Source organism: Allobosea vaviloviae (assembly GCF_001298265.1).
Classification (GTDB): Bacteria; Pseudomonadota; Alphaproteobacteria; order Rhizobiales; family Beijerinckiaceae; genus Allobosea; species Allobosea vaviloviae_B.
Genome location: NZ_LGSZ01000047.1, coordinates 179107 through 202125, shown reverse-complemented (window position 1 = coordinate 202125; position 23019 = coordinate 179107). Strand labels below are relative to the sequence as shown.

The 23019-nt window shown below is 65.9% G+C and carries 21 protein-coding genes; 9 read left to right on the top strand and 12 right to left on the bottom strand.

All coding sequences use genetic code 11. The features are described 5' to 3' along the window. Positions 1-164: 164 nt before the first annotated feature. A complete protein-coding gene (locus AE618_RS15895) occupies positions 165-1460 on the top strand; it encodes a DUF3422 family protein (protein ID WP_054210031.1) in 1296 nt (431 codons plus the stop codon). Positions 1461-1479: 19 nt separating this feature from the next. Here AE618_RS15895 and cynS read toward each other — a convergent pair whose 3' ends face one another. From cynS to AE618_RS15870, 5 genes are all read right to left on the bottom strand, one after another. Further along, on the bottom strand, positions 1480-1968 hold the full coding sequence (gene cynS, locus AE618_RS15890; protein WP_054210110.1) for a cyanase: 489 nt from the start codon (positions 1966-1968) through the stop codon (positions 1480-1482). A gap of 166 nt (positions 1969-2134) precedes the next feature. Next, on the bottom strand, positions 2135-3034 hold the full coding sequence (locus tag AE618_RS15885) for an ABC transporter ATP-binding protein (RefSeq protein ID WP_054210030.1): 900 nt from the start codon (positions 3032-3034) through the stop codon (positions 2135-2137). 4 nt (positions 3035-3038) lie between these two features. Then, a complete protein-coding gene (ntrB, locus tag AE618_RS15880; protein WP_054210029.1) occupies positions 3039-3884 on the bottom strand; it encodes a nitrate ABC transporter permease in 846 nt (281 codons plus the stop codon). Continuing rightward, complete coding sequence (locus AE618_RS15875; protein ID WP_054210028.1) at positions 3881-4366, bottom strand: DUF1348 family protein; 486 nt, start codon at positions 4364-4366, stop codon at positions 3881-3883. The genes ntrB and AE618_RS15875 overlap by 4 nt, the downstream gene beginning before the upstream one ends. A gap of 3 nt (positions 4367-4369) precedes the next feature. Then, a complete protein-coding gene (locus AE618_RS15870; RefSeq protein ID WP_054210027.1) occupies positions 4370-5746 on the bottom strand; it encodes a CmpA/NrtA family ABC transporter substrate-binding protein in 1377 nt (458 codons plus the stop codon). A gap of 229 nt (positions 5747-5975) precedes the next feature. Between AE618_RS15870 and AE618_RS15865 the strand changes: the two genes are divergently transcribed. The 4 genes from AE618_RS15865 (at position 5976) to AE618_RS15850 (ending at position 10948) form a co-directional block, all read left to right on the top strand. Further along, positions 5976-7844, top strand: coding sequence for a sigma 54-interacting transcriptional regulator (locus AE618_RS15865; protein ID WP_082365326.1), 1869 nt, complete (start codon positions 5976-5978; stop codon positions 7842-7844). Positions 7845-7988: 144 nt separating this feature from the next. After that, entirely contained in the window at positions 7989-8357 is a 369-nt protein-coding gene (locus AE618_RS15860; RefSeq protein ID WP_054210025.1) for a transporter, read from the top strand. Between the two features lie 138 nt (positions 8358-8495). Next, entirely contained in the window at positions 8496-9500 is a 1005-nt protein-coding gene (locus AE618_RS15855; RefSeq protein ID WP_054210024.1) for an NAD-dependent epimerase/dehydratase family protein, read from the top strand. After that, positions 9497-10948 carry an aspartate aminotransferase family protein gene (locus tag AE618_RS15850; protein ID WP_054210023.1) on the top strand — a complete coding sequence of 484 codons (1452 nt, stop codon included), beginning with the start codon at positions 9497-9499 and terminating at the stop codon, positions 10946-10948. Before AE618_RS15855 ends, AE618_RS15850 begins: the two co-directional genes overlap by 4 nt. Positions 10949-11133: 185 nt before the next feature. On the opposite strand, the gene AE618_RS15845 is transcribed toward AE618_RS15850, so the two are convergent. From AE618_RS15845 to AE618_RS15815, 7 genes are all read right to left on the bottom strand, one after another. After that, the gene (locus AE618_RS15845; protein ID WP_054210022.1) at positions 11134-11421 is read right to left on the bottom strand and encodes a hypothetical protein; all 288 of its coding nucleotides are present in this window, start codon (positions 11419-11421) and stop codon (positions 11134-11136) included. 261 nt (positions 11422-11682) lie between these two features. After that, positions 11683-12996, bottom strand: a complete 1314-nt coding sequence (locus AE618_RS15840) for an FAD-binding oxidoreductase (protein ID WP_248310896.1) — start codon at positions 12994-12996, stop codon at positions 11683-11685. Further along, positions 12993-13883, bottom strand: coding sequence for a UbiA family prenyltransferase (locus AE618_RS15835; RefSeq protein WP_082365306.1), 891 nt, complete (start codon positions 13881-13883; stop codon positions 12993-12995). The genes AE618_RS15840 and AE618_RS15835 overlap by 4 nt, the downstream gene beginning before the upstream one ends. A gap of 335 nt (positions 13884-14218) precedes the next feature. Further along, positions 14219-15118, bottom strand: a complete 900-nt coding sequence (locus AE618_RS15830) for a tellurite resistance TerB family protein (protein ID WP_197280802.1) — start codon at positions 15116-15118, stop codon at positions 14219-14221. 269 nt (positions 15119-15387) lie between these two features. Beyond that, positions 15388-16182 carry an AprI/Inh family metalloprotease inhibitor gene (locus AE618_RS15825; protein WP_054210020.1) on the bottom strand — a complete coding sequence of 265 codons (795 nt, stop codon included), beginning with the start codon at positions 16180-16182 and terminating at the stop codon, positions 15388-15390. A 2-nt stretch (positions 16183-16184) separates the two neighbouring features. Further along, positions 16185-17153 (bottom strand): 2-hydroxyacid dehydrogenase, encoded by a 969-nt coding sequence (locus tag AE618_RS15820; protein ID WP_054210107.1) that lies wholly within the window; start codon positions 17151-17153, stop codon positions 16185-16187. Positions 17154-17336: 183 nt separating this feature from the next. Then, positions 17337-18098, bottom strand: a complete 762-nt coding sequence (locus AE618_RS15815) for a FadR/GntR family transcriptional regulator (protein WP_054210019.1) — start codon at positions 18096-18098, stop codon at positions 17337-17339. Between the two features lie 268 nt (positions 18099-18366). Between AE618_RS15815 and AE618_RS15810 the strand changes: the two genes are divergently transcribed. The 4 genes from AE618_RS15810 (at position 18367) to AE618_RS15795 (ending at position 22918) form a co-directional block, all read left to right on the top strand. After that, on the top strand, positions 18367-19422 hold the full coding sequence (locus tag AE618_RS15810; RefSeq protein ID WP_054210018.1) for an ABC transporter ATP-binding protein: 1056 nt from the start codon (positions 18367-18369) through the stop codon (positions 19420-19422). A 190-nt stretch (positions 19423-19612) separates the two neighbouring features. After that, positions 19613-20914, top strand: a complete 1302-nt coding sequence (locus AE618_RS15805; RefSeq protein WP_054210017.1) for an ABC transporter substrate-binding protein — start codon at positions 19613-19615, stop codon at positions 20912-20914. Positions 20915-21033: 119 nt separating this feature from the next. Beyond that, positions 21034-21996, top strand: coding sequence for a carbohydrate ABC transporter permease (locus tag AE618_RS15800; protein WP_054210016.1), 963 nt, complete (start codon positions 21034-21036; stop codon positions 21994-21996). A gap of 76 nt (positions 21997-22072) precedes the next feature. Further along, entirely contained in the window at positions 22073-22918 is an 846-nt protein-coding gene (locus tag AE618_RS15795; protein ID WP_248310905.1) for a carbohydrate ABC transporter permease, read from the top strand. Positions 22919-23019: the final 101 nt, after the last annotated feature.

The following is a 23019-nucleotide window of genomic DNA, read 5'->3' as shown; positions in this document are numbered from 1 at the left end:
GCTACGGCAGTGCGGGGGGGGCCATTTTAAACGTCGGCCCGTCTCCACGCGACAGGGGCGTGCGTCGACAATCGCGCTGCGGCATCGTTGGGACTGGCTCCCCCGGCGCGGATGGCGCAAGCTCACCTCCAAGCGAGGCCGAATGGCCGGCGGGAGGATCTTGCATGGCAGGGGCGGGTCAGGACAGGGGGGTGCAGCTCGTCGCGCATCACGAGCGCGGCGCCATCCTCGGCGAGGTTCATGCCCGGCCCTTCGCGCCGCTGGAGACGCCGCGGCGGCTGCTGCATTTCGCCTTCATGACCGATTCCCGCCAGGCGGCGGCCGATCGTGCGGCGCTCGGCCGCTTCTGCGCCGAGCGCGGCGTGCCGGGGCCTCTCGACGAAGCCAAGCACCACCGCGCCCGCTTCGGTGAAACCAGCCTTCGCTGGGAGCAGCACAGCGAGTTCACCACCTATAGCTGGGAGCTGCCTGGCACGGAGGCGACGCCCTTCCTGCCGCCGACCGGCGCGCTGCCGCATGGCATGCGCGGCCTGCCGCAGCCGGGGCCGCATCTGGTCTCCGCCGACCTGCATCTGATGCCGGCCGCGGCCGAGCCCGATCTAGGGGGCCTGTTCGATCCCGCGAGCCTGGCTGCTGCACTGGTCGATAATGGCGGTGCGATCGCGGCGACGGATTTCCGGGCGGGGGCAGACGGCTTCGTGCGCATTCTGGTGCTCGACCGCGAACTGACCCCGGCGCGGGCGGGCGCGCTGGTGCAGCGCATGCTCGAGATCGAGACCTATCGCACGCTCGCTCTTCTCGGCATGCCGGAATCGCAGCGGATCGGCCCTTCCGTGCGCAGCGCAGAGGAGACGCTGGTGCGCATCGCCGGCACCATGACGCAGACCGACGGGCTGGCTGCCGACAATGCGTTGCTCGACGAGATGACAGCACTCGCCTCGCGGCTGGAGGCAGAAGCGGCCTCCGCGAACTACCGTTTCGGGGCGAGCCGCGCCTATGACAACATCGTCCAGCAGCGGCTGGTCGCGATCGGCGAGCAGGGCCATGGCGGCTGGCCGACCATCGCCGCCTTCCTGGCGCGACGGATGGCACCGGCGATGCGCACCTGCCAGATGCTGCAGGAGCGCCAGGCCGATCTGGCGACCAAGCTGGCGCGCGCCGCCAACCTGCTGCGCACCCGCGTCGACGTTGCGCTCGAACAGCAGAACCGCGACCTGCTGGCGGCGATGAACGAGCGCACGCGGCTGCAATTGCGGCTGCAGCAGACGGTCGAGGGGCTCTCCGTCGCGGCGATCGCCTATTACATCGTCAGCCTGTTCGGCTATCTCGCCAAGGGGGCCAAGGATGCCGGCTGGCTCAAGATCGAGCCCGGCCTCGCGACCGCGCTGTTCGTGCCGGTCGCGCTGCTGGGCGTCTGGGCGGCGGTGCGGCGCATCCGCCGGGGCCATGGCGAGGGCTGAGCACCCCCGCCGCCCCGCCTCAAACCTCCTTGAAGCCGTAGTCGGGAATGCCCTGTTCGTTGCCATAGTATTTATAGGGCAGGAACTTGCCGGACATGCCGATCTTGACGCGGTCGCCCTTCGGGTTCGGCTCGCGCTCGAACTCGATGTTGAAGTCGATCGCCGACATGATGCCGTCGCCGAACTCCTCCTCGATCAGCGCCTTCCAGGCGGGACCGTTGACCATCACCATCTCGTAGAAGCGGTAGATCAGCGGGTCGGTCGGCGGCATCGGCGTGCCCGTGCCGCGATAGGGCACCTCGTTGAGCATGCGCTTTTCGTTCTCGGTCAGGCCGAAGAGGGCGGCGGCCTTCTCGGCCAGCGGCTTGACCAGCTTCATCTGGCCGAGCAGCGCGCCGACGATCAGCACCTCGGACATGCCGCCGATCTCTTCGGTAATGTATTTCCAGCTCCAGCCCTTCTCGCGCTTGATGTCGAGGATCTTCTCGGTGAGCTCTTCGCGCTTCATGGGGTCGGTCTCCTTGGCGTGTTTGTTGTCGTTCGAGTCGAAAGTCGCGCCGTCATCCCGGACGCAGCGAAGCGGAGATCCGGGATCCATGCCTGAACGGTTCCGGCATGGATCCCGGGTCGACCTGCGGTCGCCCGGGATGACGCCGCGTATGTACGGGCGGTCATCACGCCGCCTTGCGGCCGGCGTCGGGGCCGCTGCCACCCGCGGTCGGCCGCACCACCGGCGGGTGGCGGCGGTCGTAGCCTTCGGGAACAGCGTCCTTGAAGGTCTTCGAGCGGCTGACGAGGAAGTCGATCAGGTGGTTGCGGATGGCGTAGTAGTCGGGGTGATGATGCACCTCCGTCCGCACGCGCTCGCGCGGCAGCGGGTTCTCGACGATCTCGGCGATCATCGCCTGGGGGCCGTTGGTCATCAGCACGATGCGGTCGGCGAGATAGATCGCCTCGTCGACGTCATGGGTGATCATGAAGGCGGTCTGGCCGGTCTCCAGGCAGATGCGTCGGACCTCGTCCTGCAGCGTGCCGCGCGTCAGGGCGTCGAGCGCCGAGAAGGGCTCGTCCATCAGCATCATCTTGGGCTCGATCGAGAGCGCGCGGGCGATGCCGACGCGCTGCTTCATGCCGCCCGACAGTTCGGAGGGCTTCTTCAGCTCCGAGCCCTTGAGTCCGACCTTCTCGATGAAGGCCATGGCGTGGGCATCGACCTTCGCCTTCGGCCAGTCGCGGTGCCGGGCGGCAACGGCGTACGCGACATTGCCGAGCACGGTCCGCCAGGGCAGGAGCGAATGGCCCTGGAAGATCACGGCGCGGTCGAGCGAGGGGCCCTCGATCGCCCGGCCGTCGACGATGGCCGCGCCGTCATCGGGCGCATCGAGCCCGTTGAGGATGTTGAGCACGGTCGTCTTGCCGCAGCCGGAATGGCCGATGATGCAGGCAAACTCGCCCTTCTTCATCGAGAACCACAGGTCCTCGAACACCGTCGTCATTCCGCCGCCAGCTTTCGGATAGCGACGAGCGATACCCTCGATCGAGATGAATTTCGGGTTGGGCGTGGGATCGGTCATCGCATCAATCCGGATAGGTCACGGCGCGCTGCAACCACGCCAGGGTCTGGTCGAGGATCATGCCCATCACCCCGATCACGGTGATGGCGACGATGACGTTTGTGATCGAGAGGTTGTTCCACTCGTTCCAGACGAAATAGCCGATGCCGGTGCCGCCCACGAGCATCTCGGCGGCGACAATGACCAGCCAGGCGATGCCGATCGAGATGCGCATGCCGGTCAGGATCGTCGGCGCCGCCGCCGGGAGGATGATGGTGAAGGCGCGCCTGATCGGGCCGACCTCCAGCGTGCGGGCGACGTTGAGCCATTCCTTGCGAACGGCGGAGACGCCGAAGGCGGTGTTCAAAAGCATCGGCCAGACCGAGCAGATGAAGATGACGAAGATCGCCGAAATACCGGAATCCTTGATCGTGTAGAGCGCCAGCGGCATCCACGCCAATGGAGAAATCGGCTTCAACACTTGGATAAACGGGTCGAGCGCCTTCGAGATCAGCGGCGACATCCCGATCAGGAAGCCGAGCGGAATTGCCAGCAGCACGGCGAGCGCATAGCCAAGCAGTACGCGCGCCAGCGACCAGGCAAGCTGGATGCCGAGCCCCTTGTCGTTGGGGCCCTTGTCGTAAAACGGGTCCCTGAGATGGCCCCAGATCGTGCTGATGACATCGAGCGGCCCGGGCATCGCCGATTTGCCCTGCGTGGCCTGCTGGCCCAGCAGCTTGGCGTATTCGGGGTCGTTATTGCTCGCCGCTCCGCTGCTGCCCGATTGCACGGCGACATGCCAGCCAAGGAGAAAGACGACGAGGATCGTCAGTGACAGCAACGCCGCCCTGAGGTTCAGACTGGCGCTCACAGGCCGAGCTCCGTCAGGCCGGGATGGTCAACTGGCCGGGCGCCGAGCGGCCAACGGAACAGCCGGTTGACCTCGCTAATGGAGACGTCGTTGATCGAGGCCTCGCGGCGGGCCATGCGGCCATCTTCGGCGAACTGCCACTGCTCGTTGCCATGGGAGCGGAACCAGGCGCCGGCCTCGTCATGCCATTCATAGGCGAAGCGCACCGCGATACGGTTGCCATGAAAGGCCCAGACCTCCTTGATCAGCCGGTACTCCTGCTCGCGCGCCCATTTCCGTTCCAGAAAGGCGGCGATCGCCTCTCGCCCCGAGAAGAATTCCGAACGGTTGCGCCAGCGGCTGTCGGGCGTATAGGCGGCGGCGACCCTGGCGGGATCGCGGCTGTTCCAGGCGTCCTCGGCGCCACGCGCCTTCTGGGCCGCGCTCTGCGCGGTGAAGGGCGGCAGCGGCGGGCGCGGCGGTTCGGCTTGAGGTTGCGTCACGGCTCAGCTCCGCTTGATCGCGAAGCTCTTGATGTAGTCCTCCGGCTTGGCGGCATCGAAGGTCTTGCCCATCACGACGATGGTCTTCGAGCCTGATGCCGGCGGGGTGAGCCCGACCTCCTGCATCAGCTTTGCCGTATCGGTCTGGAGGAAGACCTCCCGGGCGACCTTGGCGTAGTCGACCTCGCCCTTGATCTGGCCCCAGCGCTTCATCTGCGTCAGAATCCAGACGGCGAAGCCTTCCCACGGGAACGGGTCGAAATCGATGCGCTTGGGGTCGCGCTTGATGTTGCCGAGACCGTCCGCATAGGTCCCGGTCAGCACCTGCTCAACCACGGTGACCGGCTGGTTGAGGTAGTTGGCCGGCGCGATGGCTTCGGCGATCTGCTTGCGGTTCTCGGCCTTGGAGGCAAAGGCGGTCGCGTCGATGATCGCCTTGAGCAGCGCGGCATAGGTGTTGGGCGTCTGCGTCACGAATTCGCGCGAGGCCGCGAAGGCGCAGCAGGGATGCCCGTCCCAGATCTCCTTGGAGAGAATGTGGATGAAGCCGACGCCGTCAAAGACGGCGCGCTGGTTCACCGGATCGGGCGCGAGGAAGCCGTCGATATTGTCGGCGCGCAAATTGGCCACCATCTCCGGCGGCGGCACGGCGCGGATCTGGACGTCGGTGTCAGGGTCGATGCCGTTTTCGGCAAGATAATAGCGCAGCAGGTAGTTGTGCATCGAATAGTCGAAGGGCACGGCGAATTTGAAGCCCTTCCACGACTTCGGATCGCGCTTGTCCTTGTGTTTCATCGCCAGCGTGATCGCCTGGCCGTTGATGTTCTCGACTGCCGGCATCGTATAGGGGATCGGGTTCGAGCCCGCGCCCATCGAGATCGCCAGCGGCATCGGCGAGAGCATGTGCGCGGCGTCGTATTCCTTGTTGATCGTCTTGTCGCGCACCACGGCCCAGCCGGCGGTCTTGATGACTTCGACGTTCAGCCCATGCTTGGTGTAGAAGCCCATCGGCGAGGCCATGATGATCGGCGTCGCGCAGGTGATCGGGATGAAACCGACCTTGAGATCCTTCTTCTCCGGCACAGCCTGGGCGAAGACCTCGGTTGCCGCCGCGATCGGGAACAGGCTCGAGATCGCCGCCATCGCGGTGGAGGCGCCGACCTGCTTCAGGAAGAAGCGGCGCTGTTCGTCCTGCGGAAACAGCGCCCGCATCACCGCATTCTCGACCACGCGGGCATAGCGACCGTCCTCGCTGGCGGACACCTCGACGGCTTCAGCGCGGATCGCGCGCTCATGCGCTGACTGGCTCTCATGGCGGCCGCAATCGCAGCCCCTGCGGATCAAACGGCCGGCGTCGTACGGGTTCTTGAACAAGGCCATGGGCATGTCCTCCGGGTCTGATCAAATGAGCTGCTGGTCGGGTGATTTGGATTAGCAAGCAGCGGGCCAAGCCTGCCGGGTCGAACAGGCGTCGAGAAATCAAAGGCTTGCCGACATTCATTGCTTGACGAATTCTCGTAAATAACGAAAATCCGTGAGGTGATTAACGATATTTCGGGAAATCGGACCTGTGAGCGCTCATCCGCAGACCACCTGGCTGTTCGAGAGCATGGTCGATGCCGCCTTGGCCGTGGACGTGCTGTCTGGCCGCATCCTGGCGGCGAACGAGCAGGCGAGGCGGCTGCTCGCGACGCCTGACCGGGATCTCGTCGAGAGCTCGATCATCGCCATCTTTCCCGGCCAGGCGGCGGCGCTGACGGTGTTCACCGAAGCGGTGCTGCACAAGGGCAGCTATTGGACGCGTTCGCTGACGCCGCTTGGCGCGGATGGCGCGCAGATTCATGTCGAATGCATCGGCTCGCGGCTTTTGAGCCTGCCGGACCCCTCCATCCTCCTGACCTTCTACGATCTCGAACAGCGCCACCGGCGCGATCTCGATGCGCAGGCCGACGACCATGTCCGTGGTGGGATCGCGGAATGGCGACGCACCGAGCGGCTGTTCCAGGAGATCGAGCGCAGCAACCAGCTCATCCTGAGGGCTGCCGGCGAGGGCATTTTCGGCGTCAACGCCGAGGGCAAGACGACCTTCGTCAATCCGGCCGCCGAGGCCATGCTGGGCTGGGAGACCGGCGAGTTGATCGGCCGCGACATGCACGCCTCCGTTCATCATCACCGTCCCGACGGCAGCCATTACCCGCACCAGCAATGCCCGATCTACGCCGCCTTCCGGGATGGGGCGGTGCACCATGTCGAGGACGAGATGTTCTTCCGCAAGGACGGGACGGGCTTCTGGGTCGCCTACACCTCGACGCCGATCCGCGACCGGGGCCGGCTCGCAGGCGCGGTGATCATCTTCCGCGACATCAGTCAGCGCCACGAGGCCGACGAGCGCCTGCGTGCAGCGCTGGCCGAGGTCGACAGGCTGCGCGAACGGCTGCAGCGCGAGAATGCCTATCTGCAGGAGGAGATGGCGCTGGAGCGCAACCATCGCGGCGTCATCGGCCGCTCGGGCGCGATCCGGAAGATCCTGAGCCAGGTCGAGCTGGTGGCGAAGACCGATGCCGCCGTGCTGGTGACCGGCGAATCCGGCACGGGCAAGGAGCTGATCGCCAGCGCCATCCATGAGGCGAGCACGCGCAATGCCCGCCCGCTGATCCGGGTGAATTGCGCCGCGATCCCGCGCGAGCTGTTCGAGAGCGAGTTCTTCGGCCATGTCAGGGGCGCCTTCACCGGGGCGCTGCGCGACCGCGTCGGCCGCTTCGAGCTCGCCGATGGCGGCACGCTCTTCCTCGACGAGGTCGGGGAGATCCCGTTGGAGCTGCAGGGCAAGCTGCTGCGGGTGCTGCAAGAGGGCCAGTTCGAGCGCGTCGGCGAGGAGCGGACGCGGCATGTCGATGTCCGCATCATCGCCGCCACCAACAAGGATTTGCGCCGCGAGGTCCGCGAGGGCCGTTTCCGCGAGGATCTGTATTTCCGGCTCGACGTGTTCCCGATCGTCTCGGTGCCGTTGCGCGAGCGCGTCGAGGACATCCCGCTGCTGGCGCTGCATTTCCTCAGCGGGGCGGGGCGCAAGCTCAAGGTCGAGGGGCTGACGCTGAGCGAGGGCGATGTGCAGAAGCTCTGCGCCTATGATTGGCCGGGCAATGTCCGCGAATTGCAGAATGTCATCGAGCGCGCGGCGATCCTGGCCCGCAACGGGCGGCTGTTCATCGCGCTGCCGGAAGGCGGGCGCAGCGCTGCGGCGAGCCCGGCGCCCGTCCCGCTCTCGGGGGCGATCCTGACCGAAGCGGGGCGGCGCGAGCGCGACCGCGCCAGCATCCTGGCGGCCCTGGCGAGCGCGGGCGGCAGGGTGAGCGGGCCGAATGGGGCGGCGGCGATCCTGGGCATACCGGCGACGACCCTGGCCTCCCGGATCAAGACGCTGGGGATTTCCGCGCGCGACTGGACCGCGCCGGCTCCTGGAACTGCGGCTGATTGACCGGGTCTTTCCGACATCCCGTCAGCATCGTCTTAACGTTACGCCGAGGTAAGACCTATGGCGCAACCCAATTGAAGTATTTTCCCGGTCATCCAAAGGCCTGCGACATGCCTGTCGGAGATGTGAGGAAATGCTTCAGCGCCGATGAATGCCTATATTCCCCTGATCCTGTTCACGGTGCTGACCAATGCCGCAGCCCAGCTCATGCTGAAGCGCGGCATGACCGGCGTGGGTGCGCTTGACGTCGCCGGCGACGGGCTGGTCGCGACCGTCTTCCGGGTCGTCTTCAACCCCTTCGTCTTCGCGGGGCTGTGTACCTTCGTCGTCAGCATGGCCTCGCATCTCGTCGTGCTGTCGAAGGTACAGATCTCCTACGCCTACCCTTTCCTGAGCCTCGCCTATGTCGTGGTCGCGGCTTACGCCTATTTCGTCTTCAACGAGGACATGAGCGCCGCCCGGATCGCGGGCATCGGCTTCATCGTGCTCGGCACCATCTTCATCGCACAGAGTTGAGGGACGTCATGGATCTGCTCGTTCGCCTGTTCCTGCGCCTCGGCGCCCTGCTCGAGCCCAAGCGGGTGCTTGTTCCGATTCCCGTGCGGGTGCGCGATCAGCGCCCGCGCCTGCCGCGTTGAGCCGAAGAGACAGCGCGTGAAACACATCATCATCGGCGGCGACGGCTTCGTCGGCTCGCATCTGGCCGCCGATCTCTGCGCCATGGGCGAAGAGGTGCTGGTCGCGGATATCGTCAAGGGCCATCACGCCCATTACGCGACGGTGCCGTTCCACCAGATCGATGTGACGGATGCCGCCAGCGTCGCCTCGATCCCGCTCGACAAGGACGACCTCGTCTACAACCTCTCGGCCAAGATGCTGTCGCCGATCGTGACGCGGGCGGAGCGGCATGATTTCTTCTGGCCGGTGAACTATCACGGCACGCAGAACATCCTGACATGGATGGAGAAGGCGGGCGCCAACAAGCTCGTCCACTTCACCACCGACATGATCTACGGCCATTCGGTGACGGTGCCGCAGGACGAAGACCACCCGGCCCGGCCGCTGGGCGAATATGGCGAGAGCAAGCTCGCGACCGAGACGCTCGCGCAGAGCTATCGCGACAAGGGCTTCCAGATCCCGATCTTCCGGCCGCGGCTGATCATCGGGCCGGGGCGGCTGGGCATCCTCGTCAAGCTGTTCAAGCTGATCGACCTCAACCTGCCGGTGCCGATGATCGGATCGGGCAAAAACCCCTACCAGTTCATCTCAGTGTTCGACTGCGCCAGCGCCTGCGTCGCGGCGTGGAAGGCGGGCTTCCCCAACAGCGCCTATAACCTCGGCTCGGACGATCCGCCGCCGGTTCGCAAGCTGCTCGGCGATCTGATCAAGCATGCCGGCTCGAAGTCGATCCTGCTGCCGACGCCGGCTGCGCTGGTGAAGCTGACGCTGAACGCGCTCGATGCGATCAACATGCCGATCATGGACCCCGAGCAATACATGATCGCCGACGAGATCTGCATCCTCGACACCACCAAGGCCAAGCGCGAGCTGGGCTGGAAGCCGCTGCACCGCGACGAGGACATGCTGCTCGCCGCCTACACCGAATATCGCCGGGCCAAAGCGCCCTCCCAGCCCGCGCCAAGGAGTGTCGCCGCATGAGCATGCCCGCTTTCAAGCCCGCAGATGTCGCGATGACCGCGCCGGCCCGCCCGAAGCTCTACAGCGTCGAGGACGCCAAGCAGCTTGACGTGCAGACGGTCAAGCAGCTCTTCACCGACCACATCAATCCCGGCCAGGTGCATTTCCTGAAGCTGCTCGGCTTCGACAAGATCCTCGTCGATCGCGCGCAGGGCATGCACTACATCACCAGGGACGGCCGCAAGATTCTCGATTTCTTCGGCGGCTTCTGCTCGGTCGCCTTCGGCCACAACCATCCGCGCATCGTCGCGGCCCGCAAGAAGTTCCAGGACGAGGACCGCCATGAGATCTGCATGGCGTTCATGTCGCAATACGCCTCGGCGCTCGCGGCCAATCTCGCCGCGATCTCGCCCGGCGATCTCGACATGGTCTTTCTCGGCTCGACCGGGTCGGAGGCGATGGAGGCTGCGCTGAAGGTCGCCGAGCAGGCGCAGGGTCCCGCCAAGTCGAAGATCCTGCACGCGACGAACTCGTTCCACGGCAAGACCAAGGGCGTGCTCTCGGTCACGGATTCCCAGCTCTACCAGTCGCAGTTCAAGCTGGTCGAGAACCGGGTCAAGGTGCCGTTTGGCGATATCGAGGCGGTGCGCCAGGCGCTGGAGAGCGACCCGTCGATCGGCATCGTGGTGATGGAGACGATCCAGGGCGGCGGCGGCATCATCGAGGCGCCGCTCGGCTTCTGGCGCGAATTGCGCGCGCTCTGCGACAAGCATGGCGTGCTCTGGGTCGCCGACGAGGTGCAGTGCGGGCTTGGGCGCACCGGCCAGTTCTTCGCCTTCGAGCGCGACGGGGTGGTGCCGGACGTGACCGCGCTCGCCAAGGCGCTCGGCGGCTCCAAGGCCGCGATGGGCACGATGATCGCTCGCCGCGAGCTCTACATGAAAGCCTATGGCAAGCCCAAGACCGCGCTGATCCATGCCCAGGCGACCTTCGGGGGCATGGGCGAGGCCTGCATCTCGGCGATCGAGGGGCTGAACGTGCTCTATGAGGAAGACCTCATGGGCAACGCCCAGCGCCAGGGCGACTACCTGATCGCGCGGCTGAACGAACTGCGCCTCAAGCATCCGAGCCTGCTCAAGGAGATCCGCGGGCGCGGCCTGATGATCGGCGTCGAGTTCAACGACATCAGCGAGACGATGCCGTTTGGCCTCAAGCACATGGTCGCGCTGCTCGACGACAAGCTGAAGGGTTCGCTCTGCGGCTTCATCGGCGCGCTCCTGCTGAAGGATTACGACGTGCTCGTGGCCTTCACCGAGTACAACCGCAACGTCATCCGCCTCGAGCCGCCGCTGATCGCGACGCGGGAGGATTGCGACACCTTCATCAATGCGCTGGACGATCTGCTCTCGCGCGGCATCACGCGGATCGTGACGGATTACCTGCGCAAGGTGGCGGTGGCGAAGGGCTGACGCGCTTCGCAGGCATGTGTTGGGGAAGGGCCGGTTTGCCGGCCCTTTTTCGTTGCAGGTTGTGAATCAGAAGCGGCTCCCCGGATGACCGGAGAGCTGTTCTGCGATCGATTGGGTCTGCGAAAGCTCGTCCGAGGCGTGCGGTCCTGCGGGTTCCTGGCCCCGGGCCGCCGCGCCTCGATGCCTCAGTAGTAGCCGCAGACCCGGCGGTAGCCGACGACCTCGCCGTAGTGGTTGATGCGCTCGACCATCTCGCAGCTGCGGCCGCCATAGTAGCCGCTGTAGCCATAGGCCGGGCGGGTGGCGCCGGCGATGATGGCGCCGGCTGCGAGCGCGCCGACGATGCCGGCGCCCGCGCCCCAGCCATATCCGCGGCGGCCCCAGTAGCCGGCTTCGGCGGAGGTGGCGCTCAGGGTGGTGCCGAGCGTCAGGGCGGTCAGGGCGGCCATCGCGAGGGTCTTGAAGCGGGTCATCGTCTTGATCTCCCAAGAATGTGTCGGGGGCGAACCATTCGCCCTGCATGACCGTTGGTCGCGGCGGGCGGCGGAAAGGTTCAAGGCGATGCGACGATTTTTTGGGGCCGTTCAGCCCTCATCCTGAGGAGGTCGCGCAGCGGCCGTCTCGAAGGATGTTCCAGGAGGTTCCGAGTCCGCTGGAGCATCCTTCGAGACGCGCTCCTGCGGAGCGCTCCTCAGGATGAGGGCTGGGGCGAGGTCCGCGTCCTCGGCACGACCTCAGCTGCCGGTGACCCGGCGCCAGAAGCTCGACGAAAATCCCGGATCGATATGCGCCGCGAAATCGCGCCAGTGCGGGAACGAGGCCTCGAAGACGGCCTGCGACATGCGGGCGTCCTTGTAGGGGTTCACGCGGCCGCCTGCAGCGAGTGTGATGCGATCGAGCTCGGCGAGCAGCGTGTCGGTGCGCGGACCGCGGTAGGGGAAATCGAGCGTCAGGGTCGCCCCGGCCAGCGGGAAGGACATCATCCCGGGGGAGGGAACGTCGCCGAAGAGCTTGAGCACGGTCAGGAAGGACGCCTCGCCGGAGGCAAGCGTCCGCCGCAGCATCTCCTCGACCGCGACGCGGGCATGGGGCATCGGGATCGCGCATTGGAACTGGCGCAGCCCGCGCGGGCCATAGGCTCGGTTCCAGTTCCTGATCCGGTCGAGCGGATAGAAGAACGGGCGATAGGCGATGCGCCGGAGCTCCGGCGAGCGTGGCTGCATCGCGCGATAGAGCAGATTGAAGGCGCGCAGCGTCAGGCCGTTGATCAGCGGGACAGGCGGCGTGAACGGAAAGGACAGGCTGCGGCGCGGGCGGCTTTGAGGCTGATCGCTCGCCGGCGCGTGGTTGGCGCGGAAGAACACCCCGCGCCCGAAGTTGGCGCCCGACGCCAGCGCGTCGATCCAGGCGACGGTGTAGTCATGCGTCGCGTCAGATTGCGCTGCGATGGAAAAGAAGCGGTCGAGACCGTCGAAATGGATGGTTTCCTGCAGCATCTGCGCTGATGCCACTGGCATGAGCTGGAGCGTCACCTGCGTGATCAGGCCGGTCAGCCCCATGCCGCCGATCGTGGCGGCGAAGAGATCGCTGTTCATGTCGCGCGCGCAGGTCAGAACCTGGCCGTCCGAACGGGTGAGCTCGAAGGCGCGGACATGGCGGCCGAAGGTGCCGGCGCGGTGATGGTTCTTGCCGTGGACGTCGTTGGCGAGCGCGCCGCCGATCGTGACGAAGCAGGTGCCGGGCGTGACCGGCGGAAACCAGCCGGCGGGCATGACCAGCGCGAGCAGGTCGTCGAGCAGGACGCCGGCCTCGCAGGTGACGAGCCCGCTTTCGCGGTCGAAGGCGAGGATGCGGTCAAGGCTGCGCCCCAGGATCAGGCGGCCACCGTCGTTCAGGCAGGAATCGCCATAGGACCGGCCATTGCCGTAAGCCAGGACCGGCCCCTGCTGCGGTGCCGGCTCCGCCATCCAGGCTTGCGGCGACACGCGGTCGCTGCCGCGTGCGGTCAGGCCGCCCCAGGAGCGTATGTCCGGCGAGGGGGGACTCACGGCAGCAATGTCGCCGCGATCATGATCAGGACGACGCTTGCTCCGGTGACCTGGCTGCGCCAGTCGCGGATCATGAAGACGAGCGGGTCGTCCGGCATCTGGCCGCGCCGCGCCAGAAACCAGATACGGGCCATCTGGTAGAGGATGATCGGGCAGACCAGCCAGATCAGCTCAGGGTGGCGGTAGAGTTCCTTCACGGCGGCGCTGTCGACGTAGAGCGCCATGATTAGCGCGCAGGTGCAGCCCGAGGCCATGCCGAGTTGGGACAAAGCCTCGATGTCCTCGGCATGGTAGCCGCGCCCCGCCTTCTTCAGGCCGGACTGGTCCTGCGTCAGGCGAAGCTCGGCATAGCGCTTCACCAGCGCCAGGCTCAGGAACAGGAACATCGAGAAGGCGAGCAGCCAGGACGAGATCGGGATCGCGGCGGCCGCGTTGCCGGCGAGGATGCGCAGCGTGTGCAGGGCGGCGAGGCCGAGCACATCGACCAGCAGCTTGCGCTTCAGCACGAAGAGATAAGCCAGTGCCAGGACGAGATAGGCCCCAAGCGCCAGCAGGAAGAGACGCGGCTGGGGCAGCAGCCAGGACAAGGCGAAGGCGGCCGTCAGCAGCAGCGGCACGGCGGCATAGGCCTGTCGCTCGGTGATCTCGCCCGCCGCCAGCGGGCGCGTGCATTTTGTCGGGTGGCGACGATCGGCCTCGACATCGACGATATCGTTGAGGAGATAGATCGACGACGCCATCAGGCTGAACGCCACGAAGGCAACGATGCCATGCTGGAGGGCGGAGAAATCGAAGACGTCGTGATTGAGCAGGATCGGGATGAAAACCAGCCCGTTCTTAAGCCAGTGATGCGGCCGCATCGCCCTGATCATCGCGAATAAAGGCATGTCCTTGTCTCTTCTTCCCTTGCGCCGTTATTGTTTTCGGCCGAACGATGACAAGGTCCCGACCAGCGCTGCAAGGCAGCAAGCCGTTCTGGCCCTCCGTCTTCTTCGACGATAAATCCTAAATCCGGGTGGATGCTCGGCGCGTGGCGCACGCATTTCGCGGCCATGATTAACAGCCGGCTGAGGCCACGCTTAGATTGCCGATCCAGGCGGCCCGGGAAGGCCCTGCATGGCGCCGGCTTCCTAGCCGCCGCTCGCAAAAAAGCCCTGCCGCTGGGGGGCGGCAGGGCGTCGGTCTCGACGGGGCTCGGTGGATGCTGGGCGAAGTCGGCGCGTCAGACCTTCGCCGAGCTGGCGGCCGCGTCGATATTGGCGACGAGCTCCGCATCGAGGCCGAGCGAGCCTGCGAGGCCAGCGAGAAAGTCCCGCTCCTTGGGCGTATCGGGATTGATGGCGATCCGCGCCGCCGTGTAGATCTGCGCCGCCAGCTCCGGGCTTTCGGCGCCCTCGACCAGGGTTTCGACAGAGGCCGGGTTGGCCATTTCGTTGGCGAGCCATTCATTCGCCTCGGGGTCGAAGCCGGCTTCGCGCAGGCCGCCCAGAATGGCTGTGCGCTCGTCTGCATCGATCGCGCCGTCCGCCGCTGCGGCGGCGATCATGGCGCGGATGAAGACGAGGGCCGTCGCCTCGCTGGCGGCTTCCGGCTCGAAGCCGGTGCCGGCCGGCGCTGGCAGGAGCTCGGGGCTTCCGGCATCGAGGATCGGCTTGCCGGACTGATAGTTCTGATAGGCCTTGTAGGCGAGGCCGCCGATCAGGGCTATGCCGCCCAGGCGGGCGGCGGAGCCGACGACGGCGCGGCCGGTGGACGAGCCGAAGACGAGCGCGCCGAGGCCGCCGAGCACGGCCGTCGCCATCGCCGGGTTCTTGTCGAACATCGCCTTGGCTTGGGCGAGAACATCCTGCGCCGAGCGCCCGCCGGTGACCTGGTTCAGTGCATCGCCAGCCTTCTGCTGGACGCCGGTCTGGCGTGCGGCGTCGCCGACCCCTTGCGTGGCCTGCGTCAGGATCTGGCCCGCCATCCCCGCAAGCCCGCCAATGCCGCCGCCACGCTGCACCTGCTCGGCCAGACCGCCCAGGATCGCGCCGAGCCCGCCGGTCTGGCCCTGCCCGCCGGGCTTTCCGGCCTGCGTGCCGGCGCTGACCAAAGCATCAAGAAGGGATTTGGCGTTGAACATCAGGCTTTCCTCTTTGAACGCGGCCCCGGGGGCCGACCGCATCTAGGAACGACCGCGTCTGATCGCCAGTCATGATCCCCGAGACGGACGTCCCGCTCCTGACCTTGCGGCAAGGAGATGGCGACGACAATCTGAACCAATGGACAACACTGTCGGGCTGTTCGGATCGACCGGCGCCATCGACATCGCCCGCGCATGGACCCGCGGCAGCGCGATCAGGCCGTGCGGCGGTTTCCGCCTGGGCTGTCGAGCATGTGGTCATCTGGCCGTCACGGCAGCTTGCGCATCAGCAGCGGCGCGCCGACCGCGGGGTCCTTGCGCCATTGCCCGTTCTCGAAGACGAGGTCGGTGGTGTGGCCCTTGCGCGCGACGAGCGAGAGCCGCCCGGCGCTGTAACGCCAGCCGGCGGGATCGAAGATCGTCAGGCCGGTGTCCTGGCAGGAGCCCTCAAAAGCAGCACGCCCGCCGGCTGCCGAGCCCGGGCCAAGCACGAGCCGGCAGGCCTCGCGGTTTTGCTGGCGCATCACCGAATAGCGCCCTGGCAGCGTGTCGGCGGCCGGCGCCCGGCCGGAATCGACGATCGTCGGCCTCTGGGCCGCCGAGGCGGCCTGTGTCGCTGCGGTGGCTGCCGATTTGGCGCTGCGGGGATAGGATTTCGGGTCGAGGCGGTAGTCCCGGCCGTCGCCTCCCTTGGCCTGAAGCACGGCGGTCTGGCCGCTGCCGTCGAAGCCGAGCACGATCTTGCCCTGCGCATCCGCCAGAACCGGCAGGCCTTTGGCCGTGACGGTCCAGGTCGAGACCTCCGCCAGGATCGGCATGGCGCGGCGGCAGGTCGCGGGAAAGCGGACCTGGCGGCCGCCGCCCGCCGTTTCCGCACCTAGTATGATGGTGCAGCGGCGCGGCTGGTCGACCGCCTCCAGATCCCAGGCGCCCAGCAGTGGGCGAAGCGCGTCGGGCGCCTGATCGGCTCCCCGTGGCGGCATGGTCGTCTGCGCGCCCGCCGGGGCGAGCGAGAGGCAAAGCCCTGCCGCGACAAGCGGGAGGCGCAGACGCCGGCCCGCCATGCTCAGGCCTTCCAGGGGGTTTCGGCTACCGGCGTCAGCGGGCCCTTGCCGTCGAACCAGGACAGAAGGTTGTCGACGACGAGCTGGCCCATCTGTTCGCGGGTGTGGACCGAGGCCGAGCCGACATGGGGCAGCAGAACCGCATGCTCGATCGCAATGAGCTCGGCCGGCACGCGCGGCTCGTCCTCGAAGACGTCGAGACCGGCCGAGAGGATGGTCTTGTTCTGCAACGCCTCGACCAGTGCCTTCTCGTCGATCACGGTGCCGCGGCCGACATTGACGACGATGCCGTTGGGGCCGAGCGCCTTCAGGACCTCGGCATTGATGATGTGATGGGTCGAGGCGCCGCCCGGCGCGACCGAGATCAGCGTGTCGACATCCTGGGCCATCTCGACCAGCGAGGGATAGTAGCGGTAGGAGACGTCGGCCTGGCGCGTGCGGCCGTGATAGCAAACCGGCAGGCCGAAGGCCTCGACCCGGTGCGCCACGGCCTTGCCGATGCGGCCGAGCCCGACGATGCCGACCGTGCGCTTGCGCAGCGAGGTGGTCAGCGGATAGGGCGCCTTCAGCCATTTGCCCTCGCGCAGGTAGCGGTCGACCTGCGGCAGCTGCCGGACGGTGGCGATCAGCAGGCCAATGGCGAGGTCGGCGACCTCGTCGGTCAGCACGTCGGGCGTGTTGGAGACGACGAGGCCGCGACGGCCGGCTTCGGCGGCGTCGACATTGTCATAGCCGACGCCGAAATTCGCGATCATCTCCAGCTTCGGCAGCGCATCGAACAGCGCGCCGTCGATGCGGATATGGCCGCCGCCGGCGATTCCGCGCACGCGGCCGGAAATCTCGCGCAGGAAGGCCGCCTTGTCCTCGGCCTTCCAGAGTTCGTGGACAGTGAAATTCGCCTTCAGCTGCTCAGCCGCATAGGCGATGAGAGGGCCGGTCATCAGGATTTCAGTGGCATTGGGCCGGGTCATGGCGAGCGTTTCCATAGGCTTCTGTGGGATGGACGGGCGGCTTGATCAGAGGAATATGAATCGATTAAATGGTCGATATGGCGACGGAGACAAAGTTGCCAGCCGGTAGGATGGATGCTCGGCATCCCACCACGTCGCGTGCTGCCCGAAAAGCGCCGCTGACGCATATATAATATGACTTAATCACGCGGTTTTGTGGATCGTCGCCGATGTCGATGGCGTCAGGAAGGCGAGCGTGGTGTTCAGGCTGTCGATCACCAGCGCCGTCATCCGGGCCGATGCGAGATCGCCGTCGCGCTGGATGATCGCGTCCAGGACGCGTTCGTGATCGACCAGCGAGGTGATGAAGACCTCGCGGCCGTCGACCGATTTGAGCAGCATGGACCACTGCACGGTGGCTGCGACCGCACTCGCCAGGCATTGCAGCGTGGCATTGTGGGAGGCTGCGAAGACCGCCTCGTGGAAGGCGAGATCGGCGCGGATGGTGGCGTCCGCAAAGGGCGGGTTGTCGGACATGCCGCGATAGGCCGCCTCGATCCGCGCGATGTCGGCCGGCGTGCGGCGCAGCGCCGCCAGCTTTGCCGCCGCAGGCTCGGCGAAACGGCGCAACTCGAAGAGATCGCGGATGAATTTCTCGTTGGGGTCGGCCTCGAAATGCCATGACAGGACATCGGGGTCGAGCAGGTTCCAGCTGTCGCGAGGGGCAGCCCGCGTCCCGCTCTTGGGCCTGGCCTCGACCAGTCCCTTGGCGGTCAGCACCTTGACGGCCTCGCGATAGGCGGTACGCGAGACCGAGATGTCGGAGCGCAGATCGTCCTCGTTGGGGAGCAGTTCGCCGGCCTTGACGGCGCCGGTGATGATGGCGACCGCGAGCTTCTGGGCGACCTGGCCGAAGAGGCGGTCGGGGTTGAGGGTCGTCGGTCGCGAATAGTCGCGCACCCGCATCGTCTGGGGCCTCTCCCTGTGCGGCAACGTTGGTAACCCCGACTTTCTGCCGTGCGTCCAGCGCTTGACACGCCTGTCTATATCGTATGACTTTATCGCGGATGAAATCCGATGCAAGGCGCGGCGCTTTTCACCGAGAGCGCGGGGCCTGTCGTCGGCAAAGCTTCATCGATCGGTCGCAACAGACCAATACAGGATGCGATCCGGACTCTGCCCGAAGCGGCGGACCACCGGGTCCACGGGAAACGAAGCTTAGGAGAGGGCCCACATGGCCTCAGTGCAGATTGCCGACGTGCGCAAGGCCTACGGCGCGACGCAGGTCATTCACGGTGTCGACATCGACATCGACGACGGCGAGTTCGTCATCCTGGTCGGGCCGTCGGGCTGCGGGAAATCGACGCTGCTGCGCATGATCGCCGGCCTCGAGAACATCTCCGGCGGCGAGATCCGCATCGGCCCGCGCGTCGTCAACGATGTGCCTCCGAAGGAGCGCGACATCGCGATGGTGTTCCAGAACTATGCGCTCTATCCGCATATGACGGTCGCCGACAACATGGCCTTCTCGATGAAGCTGCGGAAGGCGCCGAAATCCGAGATCGACGAGCGCGTCGGCAAGGCCGCCGGCATCCTGGGCCTCGACAAGCTGCTCGATCGCTATCCGCGCCAGCTCTCGGGCGGCCAGCGCCAGCGCGTCGCCATGGGGCGCGCGATCGTGCGCGATCCGCAGGTCTTCCTGTTCGACGAGCCGCTCTCCAACCTCGACGCCAAGCTGCGCGTGCAGATGCGCACCGAGATCAAGGAGTTGCACCAGCGCCTCAAGACCACGACGGTCTATGTGACCCACGACCAGATCGAGGCCATGACCATGGCCGACAAGATCGTCGTGATGCATGACGGCATCGTCGAGCAGATGGGCGCGCCGCTCGAACTCTACGACCGGCCGGCCAATCTGTTCGTGGCGGCCTTCATCGGCTCGCCCTCGATGAACCTGCTGAAGGGCAAGATCACGGCCGGCGGCTTCGAGACCGAAGGCGGTGTGGTCTGGCCGATCGGCCAGCACCCGGCCGACTCGAATGGTCGAGCCGCCGTGTTCGGCATCCGTCCCGAGCATATCCAGCTCGATGCGAACGGCTTGAAGGCCGAGGTCGTGGTCGTCGAGCCGATGGGCTCGGAGACGCAGGTCGTGGTCCGCTGCGGCGGCCAGAACCTGACCTGCGTCTTCCGCGAGCGGATCACTGCCAAGCCGGGCGAGACGATCACGATCACGCCCGACACCAATGTCACGCATCTGTTCGACGCCGCGACCGGCAAGCGGATCGACTGAGGCGGAGTGGTTGGCGACGCGCATTGCGCTTTGCCGGCAGGAGACGAACCGAACAAGCGACGAGACGAACAGACAACGAGGCCCGCGCCATCCCAGAGACGGACGGGCCTCGAAACCGAAAACCGGACAGTCCGGTTCAAGACGGCCGACCCAAGAGCCGAAGAACCCAAAATCCCCAGGGAGGATACAGATGGACCTGAATCGCAGATCACTGATCAAGGGCGGCGCGGCGCTCGGCATGGGCGCCGGCACGAACCTGCTCGCCTATGCCAAGGCCTGGGCCCAGGCCTCGCCCTTCAAGGTCGAGCCCAACGCCAAGATCAACCTGATGCGCTGGAAGCGCTTCGTCGAAGCCGAAGACGTCGAGTTCATGAAGCTCGTCGCGGCCTTCGAGGCTGCCACGGGCGCCAAGATCACCGTCACCAACGAATCCTACGACGACCTGCAGCCGAAGGCGTCGGTCGTGGCCAACACGGGGCAGGGCCTGGACCTGGTCTGGGGCCTCTACTCGCTGCCGCACCTGTTTCCGCAGAAGTGCCTCGATCTCACCGACGTCTCGAAGTATCTCGGCGAGAAGCATGGCGGCTGGTTCCCGTCGGCCGAGGCCTACGGCAAGCTCGGCAACAAGTGGATCGGCATCCCGATCGCGGCCAGCGGCGGTCTGATGAACTATCGCATCTCCTCGATGAACAAGGCCGGCTTCAAGGAATTCCCCAAGGACACCGCCGGTTTCCTCGAACTCTGCAAGGCATTGAAGGCGAACAACACCCCGGCCGGCATGGCGTTCGGCCATGCGTCCGGCGACGCCAATACCTGGATGCACTGGCTGCTCTGGAGCCATGGCGGCAACCTTGTCGACAAGGGCAACAAGGTCATCATCAACTCTCCGGAGACCGCCAAGGCGCTCGAATACGGCAAGGCGCTCTACGAGACCTTCATCCCCGGCACGGCCTCGTGGAACGATTCCTCGAACAACAAGGCCTTCCTCGCGGGTGAATTGCACACCACCGTCAACGGCATCTCGGTCTATGTCGCGGCCAAGAAGGAAAAGCCCGAGATGGCGGCCGACATGGACCACGCCTATATGCCGATCGGGCCTGTCGGCAAGCCGACCGAACTGCATCTTCCCTTCACGATGCTGGCGTTCCAGTTCACCAAGGTCCCCAATGCCTGCAAGGCGTTCATCGCCTTCATGATGGATGCGCCGCAGTTCAACCCCTGGATCGGCGCGGCTCAGGGCTACCTGTCGCATTTCCTCGGTGAATACGACAAGAACCCCGTCTGGACCGCCGATCCGAAGACGACGCCGTTCCGCGACGTCGCCAAGCGCACGCTGACGCCGGCGGGGCTCGGTACGCTGGGCGAGAACGCGGCGGCAGCCATCGCCGACTTCGTCGTGGTCGACATGTTCGCGAACTATGTGACGGGTCGCGAGGACATCAAGGGCGCCATCGCCGGCGCCGAGCGGCAGGCCAAGCGCATCTATCGCTGAGCCGCGACAGCTGACGAAGGCGGCCCGCTTCGGCGGGCCGTCCTTCGCATCTCTTTCGCCAACGACATCACAGCCCGGCCTCTGGCCGGACCGATCTCCCGCATGAAACCGGATTCGCGATGGCCAACTCCGCAGCCGAGATGCCGGCCCGCCAGACTTCTTTCAGAAGCGAGCGCACGGCCTGGCAGAAACTGAAGGCCAGCCCCAACTGGCTTGGCTTCTGGTACATGGTGCCGGCCATGGGCATCCTGATCCTGTTCCTGGCCTATCCGCTGGGGCTGGGCGTCTGGCTGTCCTTCACCGACACGAAGATTGGCAGGGCTGGCGTCTTCATCGGGCTGGAGAACTACATCTGGCTTTGGGAAGACCGCGTGTTCTGGACCTCAGTGTTCAACACGCTGCTCTACACGACCGTCGCCAGCGCCGCGAAGTTCGTGATCGGGCTTTATCTGGCGCTGCTGCTCAACAAGCACCTGCCGTTCAAGGCGATGATCCGCGCCCTCGTGCTGATCCCCTTCATCGTGCCCACCGTGCTGTCGGCGATCGCCTTCTGGTGGATCTACGACGCGCAGTTCTCGATCATTTCCTGGTCGCTGCGCCAGCTCGGCTGGATCGACTACAACATCAACTTCCTCGGCGACGTCTGGAACGCCCGCTGGTCGACGATCTTCGCCAATGTCTGGCGCGGCGTGCCCTTCATCGCGATTACGCTGCTGGCCGGGCTGCAGACCGTTTCGCCTTCGCTCTACGAGGCCGCGACGCTGGACGGGGCGACGCCCTGGCAGCGCTTCCGCCACATCACCTATCCGCTGCTGACGCCGATCATCGCGGTGGTGATGACCTTCTCGGTGCTGTTCACCTTCACGGACTTCCAGCTGATCTGGGCGCTGACGCGCGGCGGCCCGGTGAACGCGACCCATCTGATGGCGACGCTCTCCTACCAGCGCGCGATCATCGCCGGACAGCTCGGCGAGGGCGCGGCGATCTCGACGGCGATGATCCCCTTCCTGCTCGCGGCGATCGGCATCGCCTGGTACGGGCTCCAGACACGCAAATGGCAGCAGGGTGGCAGCAATGAGTAACGTCGGAGCCATCCAGGACAGCGCCGGCCGCCAGGCCACGGCCGGCAGCACGGTCACGGCCGACCACAGCGAGGGCATGGGTTATCTGGAGACGCTGCCGCGCCGCGTCGTCACGACCTATATTCCGCTCCTCCTGATCCTGTTCGTGCTGCTGTTTCCGTTCTACTGGATGGCGCTGACGGCGGTGAAACCCGACCATCAGCTCATCGAGATGGACAAGGTCAGCCCGTTCTGGACCTGGGAGCCGACGTTCAAGCACATCCACAAGCTGCTGTTCGAGAGCGATTATCCGCGCTGGCTCTGGAACACGATGTTCATCGCGACCTGCGCCACCTTCATCTCGCTGGTCGCCAGCGTGCTGGCCGCCTATGCGATCGTGCGGTTGCGCTTCAAGGGCGCGGTCACCGTCGGGGCGCTGATCTTCCTGGCCTATCTGGTGCCGCCCTCGATCCTGTTCATTCCGCTGGCGACGGTGATCTACAAGGTCGGGCTGTTCGACACGCCGCTGGCGCTGATCCTGGTCTATCCGACGATCCTGATCCCGTTCTCGACCTGGCTCTTGATGGGCTACTTCAAGACCATCCCCTACGAGCTCGAGGAATGCGCGCTGATCGACGGCGCGACCCGGGCGCAGATCCTGATCAAGATCATCCTGCCGCTGGCGGTGCCGGGCCTGATCTCGGCCTTCATCTTCTCCTTCACCCTGTGCTGGAACGAGTTCATCTACGCGCTGACCTTCCTGTCCTCGACGCAGAACAAGACGGTGCCCGTGGCGATCGTGAACGAGTTCGTCGATGGCGACATCTATCGCTGGGGGTCGCTGATGGCAGGCGCGCTCGCGGGATCGCTGCCGCTGGTCATCCTCTACGCCTTCTTCGTCGAGCATTACGTGTCGGCGATGACCGGGGCCGTGAAGGAGTGAGCCTTCCCGGTTATCATCGCCGTCCGTTCCAACCGTGCCGTCATCCCGGACAAGCGGCGTAGCCGCGCAGATCCGGGATCCATGCCTGAACGGTTCCGGCA

Excerpts from the sequence above, each read along its gene's own strand:
- AE618_RS15820 (WP_054210107.1), bottom strand. The coding sequence starts at position 17,153 with ATGACCCGGCCCAATGCCACTGAAATCCTGATGACCGGCCCTCTCATC.
- AE618_RS15860 (WP_054210025.1), top strand. The coding sequence starts at position 7,989 with ATGAATGCCTATATTCCCCTGATCCTGTTCACGGTGCTGACCAATGCC.
- AE618_RS15845 (WP_054210022.1), bottom strand. The coding sequence starts at position 11,421 with ATGACCCGCTTCAAGACCCTCGCGATGGCCGCCCTGACCGCCCTGACG.
- cynS (WP_054210110.1), bottom strand. The coding sequence starts at position 1,968 with ATGAAGCGCGAAGAGCTCACCGAGAAGATCCTCGACATCAAGCGCGAG.
- AE618_RS15825 (WP_054210020.1), bottom strand. The coding sequence starts at position 16,182 with ATGGCGGGCCGGCGTCTGCGCCTCCCGCTTGTCGCGGCAGGGCTTTGC.
- AE618_RS15800 (WP_054210016.1), top strand. The coding sequence starts at position 21,034 with ATGGCCAACTCCGCAGCCGAGATGCCGGCCCGCCAGACTTCTTTCAGA.
- AE618_RS15870 (WP_054210027.1), bottom strand. The coding sequence starts at position 5,746 with ATGGCCTTGTTCAAGAACCCGTACGACGCCGGCCGTTTGATCCGCAGG.
- AE618_RS15850 (WP_054210023.1), top strand. The coding sequence starts at position 9,497 with ATGAGCATGCCCGCTTTCAAGCCCGCAGATGTCGCGATGACCGCGCCG.
- AE618_RS15865 (WP_082365326.1), top strand. The coding sequence starts at position 5,976 with ATGGTCGATGCCGCCTTGGCCGTGGACGTGCTGTCTGGCCGCATCCTG.
- AE618_RS15835 (WP_082365306.1), bottom strand. The coding sequence starts at position 13,883 with ATGCCTTTATTCGCGATGATCAGGGCGATGCGGCCGCATCACTGGCTT.
- AE618_RS15795 (WP_248310905.1), top strand. The coding sequence starts at position 22,073 with ATGGGTTATCTGGAGACGCTGCCGCGCCGCGTCGTCACGACCTATATT.
- AE618_RS15810 (WP_054210018.1), top strand. The coding sequence starts at position 18,367 with ATGGCCTCAGTGCAGATTGCCGACGTGCGCAAGGCCTACGGCGCGACG.
- AE618_RS15895 (WP_054210031.1), top strand. The coding sequence starts at position 165 with ATGGCAGGGGCGGGTCAGGACAGGGGGGTGCAGCTCGTCGCGCATCAC.
- AE618_RS15830 (WP_197280802.1), bottom strand. The coding sequence starts at position 15,118 with ATGTTCAACGCCAAATCCCTTCTTGATGCTTTGGTCAGCGCCGGCACG.
- AE618_RS15815 (WP_054210019.1), bottom strand. The coding sequence starts at position 18,098 with ATGCGGGTGCGCGACTATTCGCGACCGACGACCCTCAACCCCGACCGC.
- AE618_RS15885 (WP_054210030.1), bottom strand. The coding sequence starts at position 3,034 with ATGACCGATCCCACGCCCAACCCGAAATTCATCTCGATCGAGGGTATC.
- AE618_RS15805 (WP_054210017.1), top strand. The coding sequence starts at position 19,613 with ATGGACCTGAATCGCAGATCACTGATCAAGGGCGGCGCGGCGCTCGGC.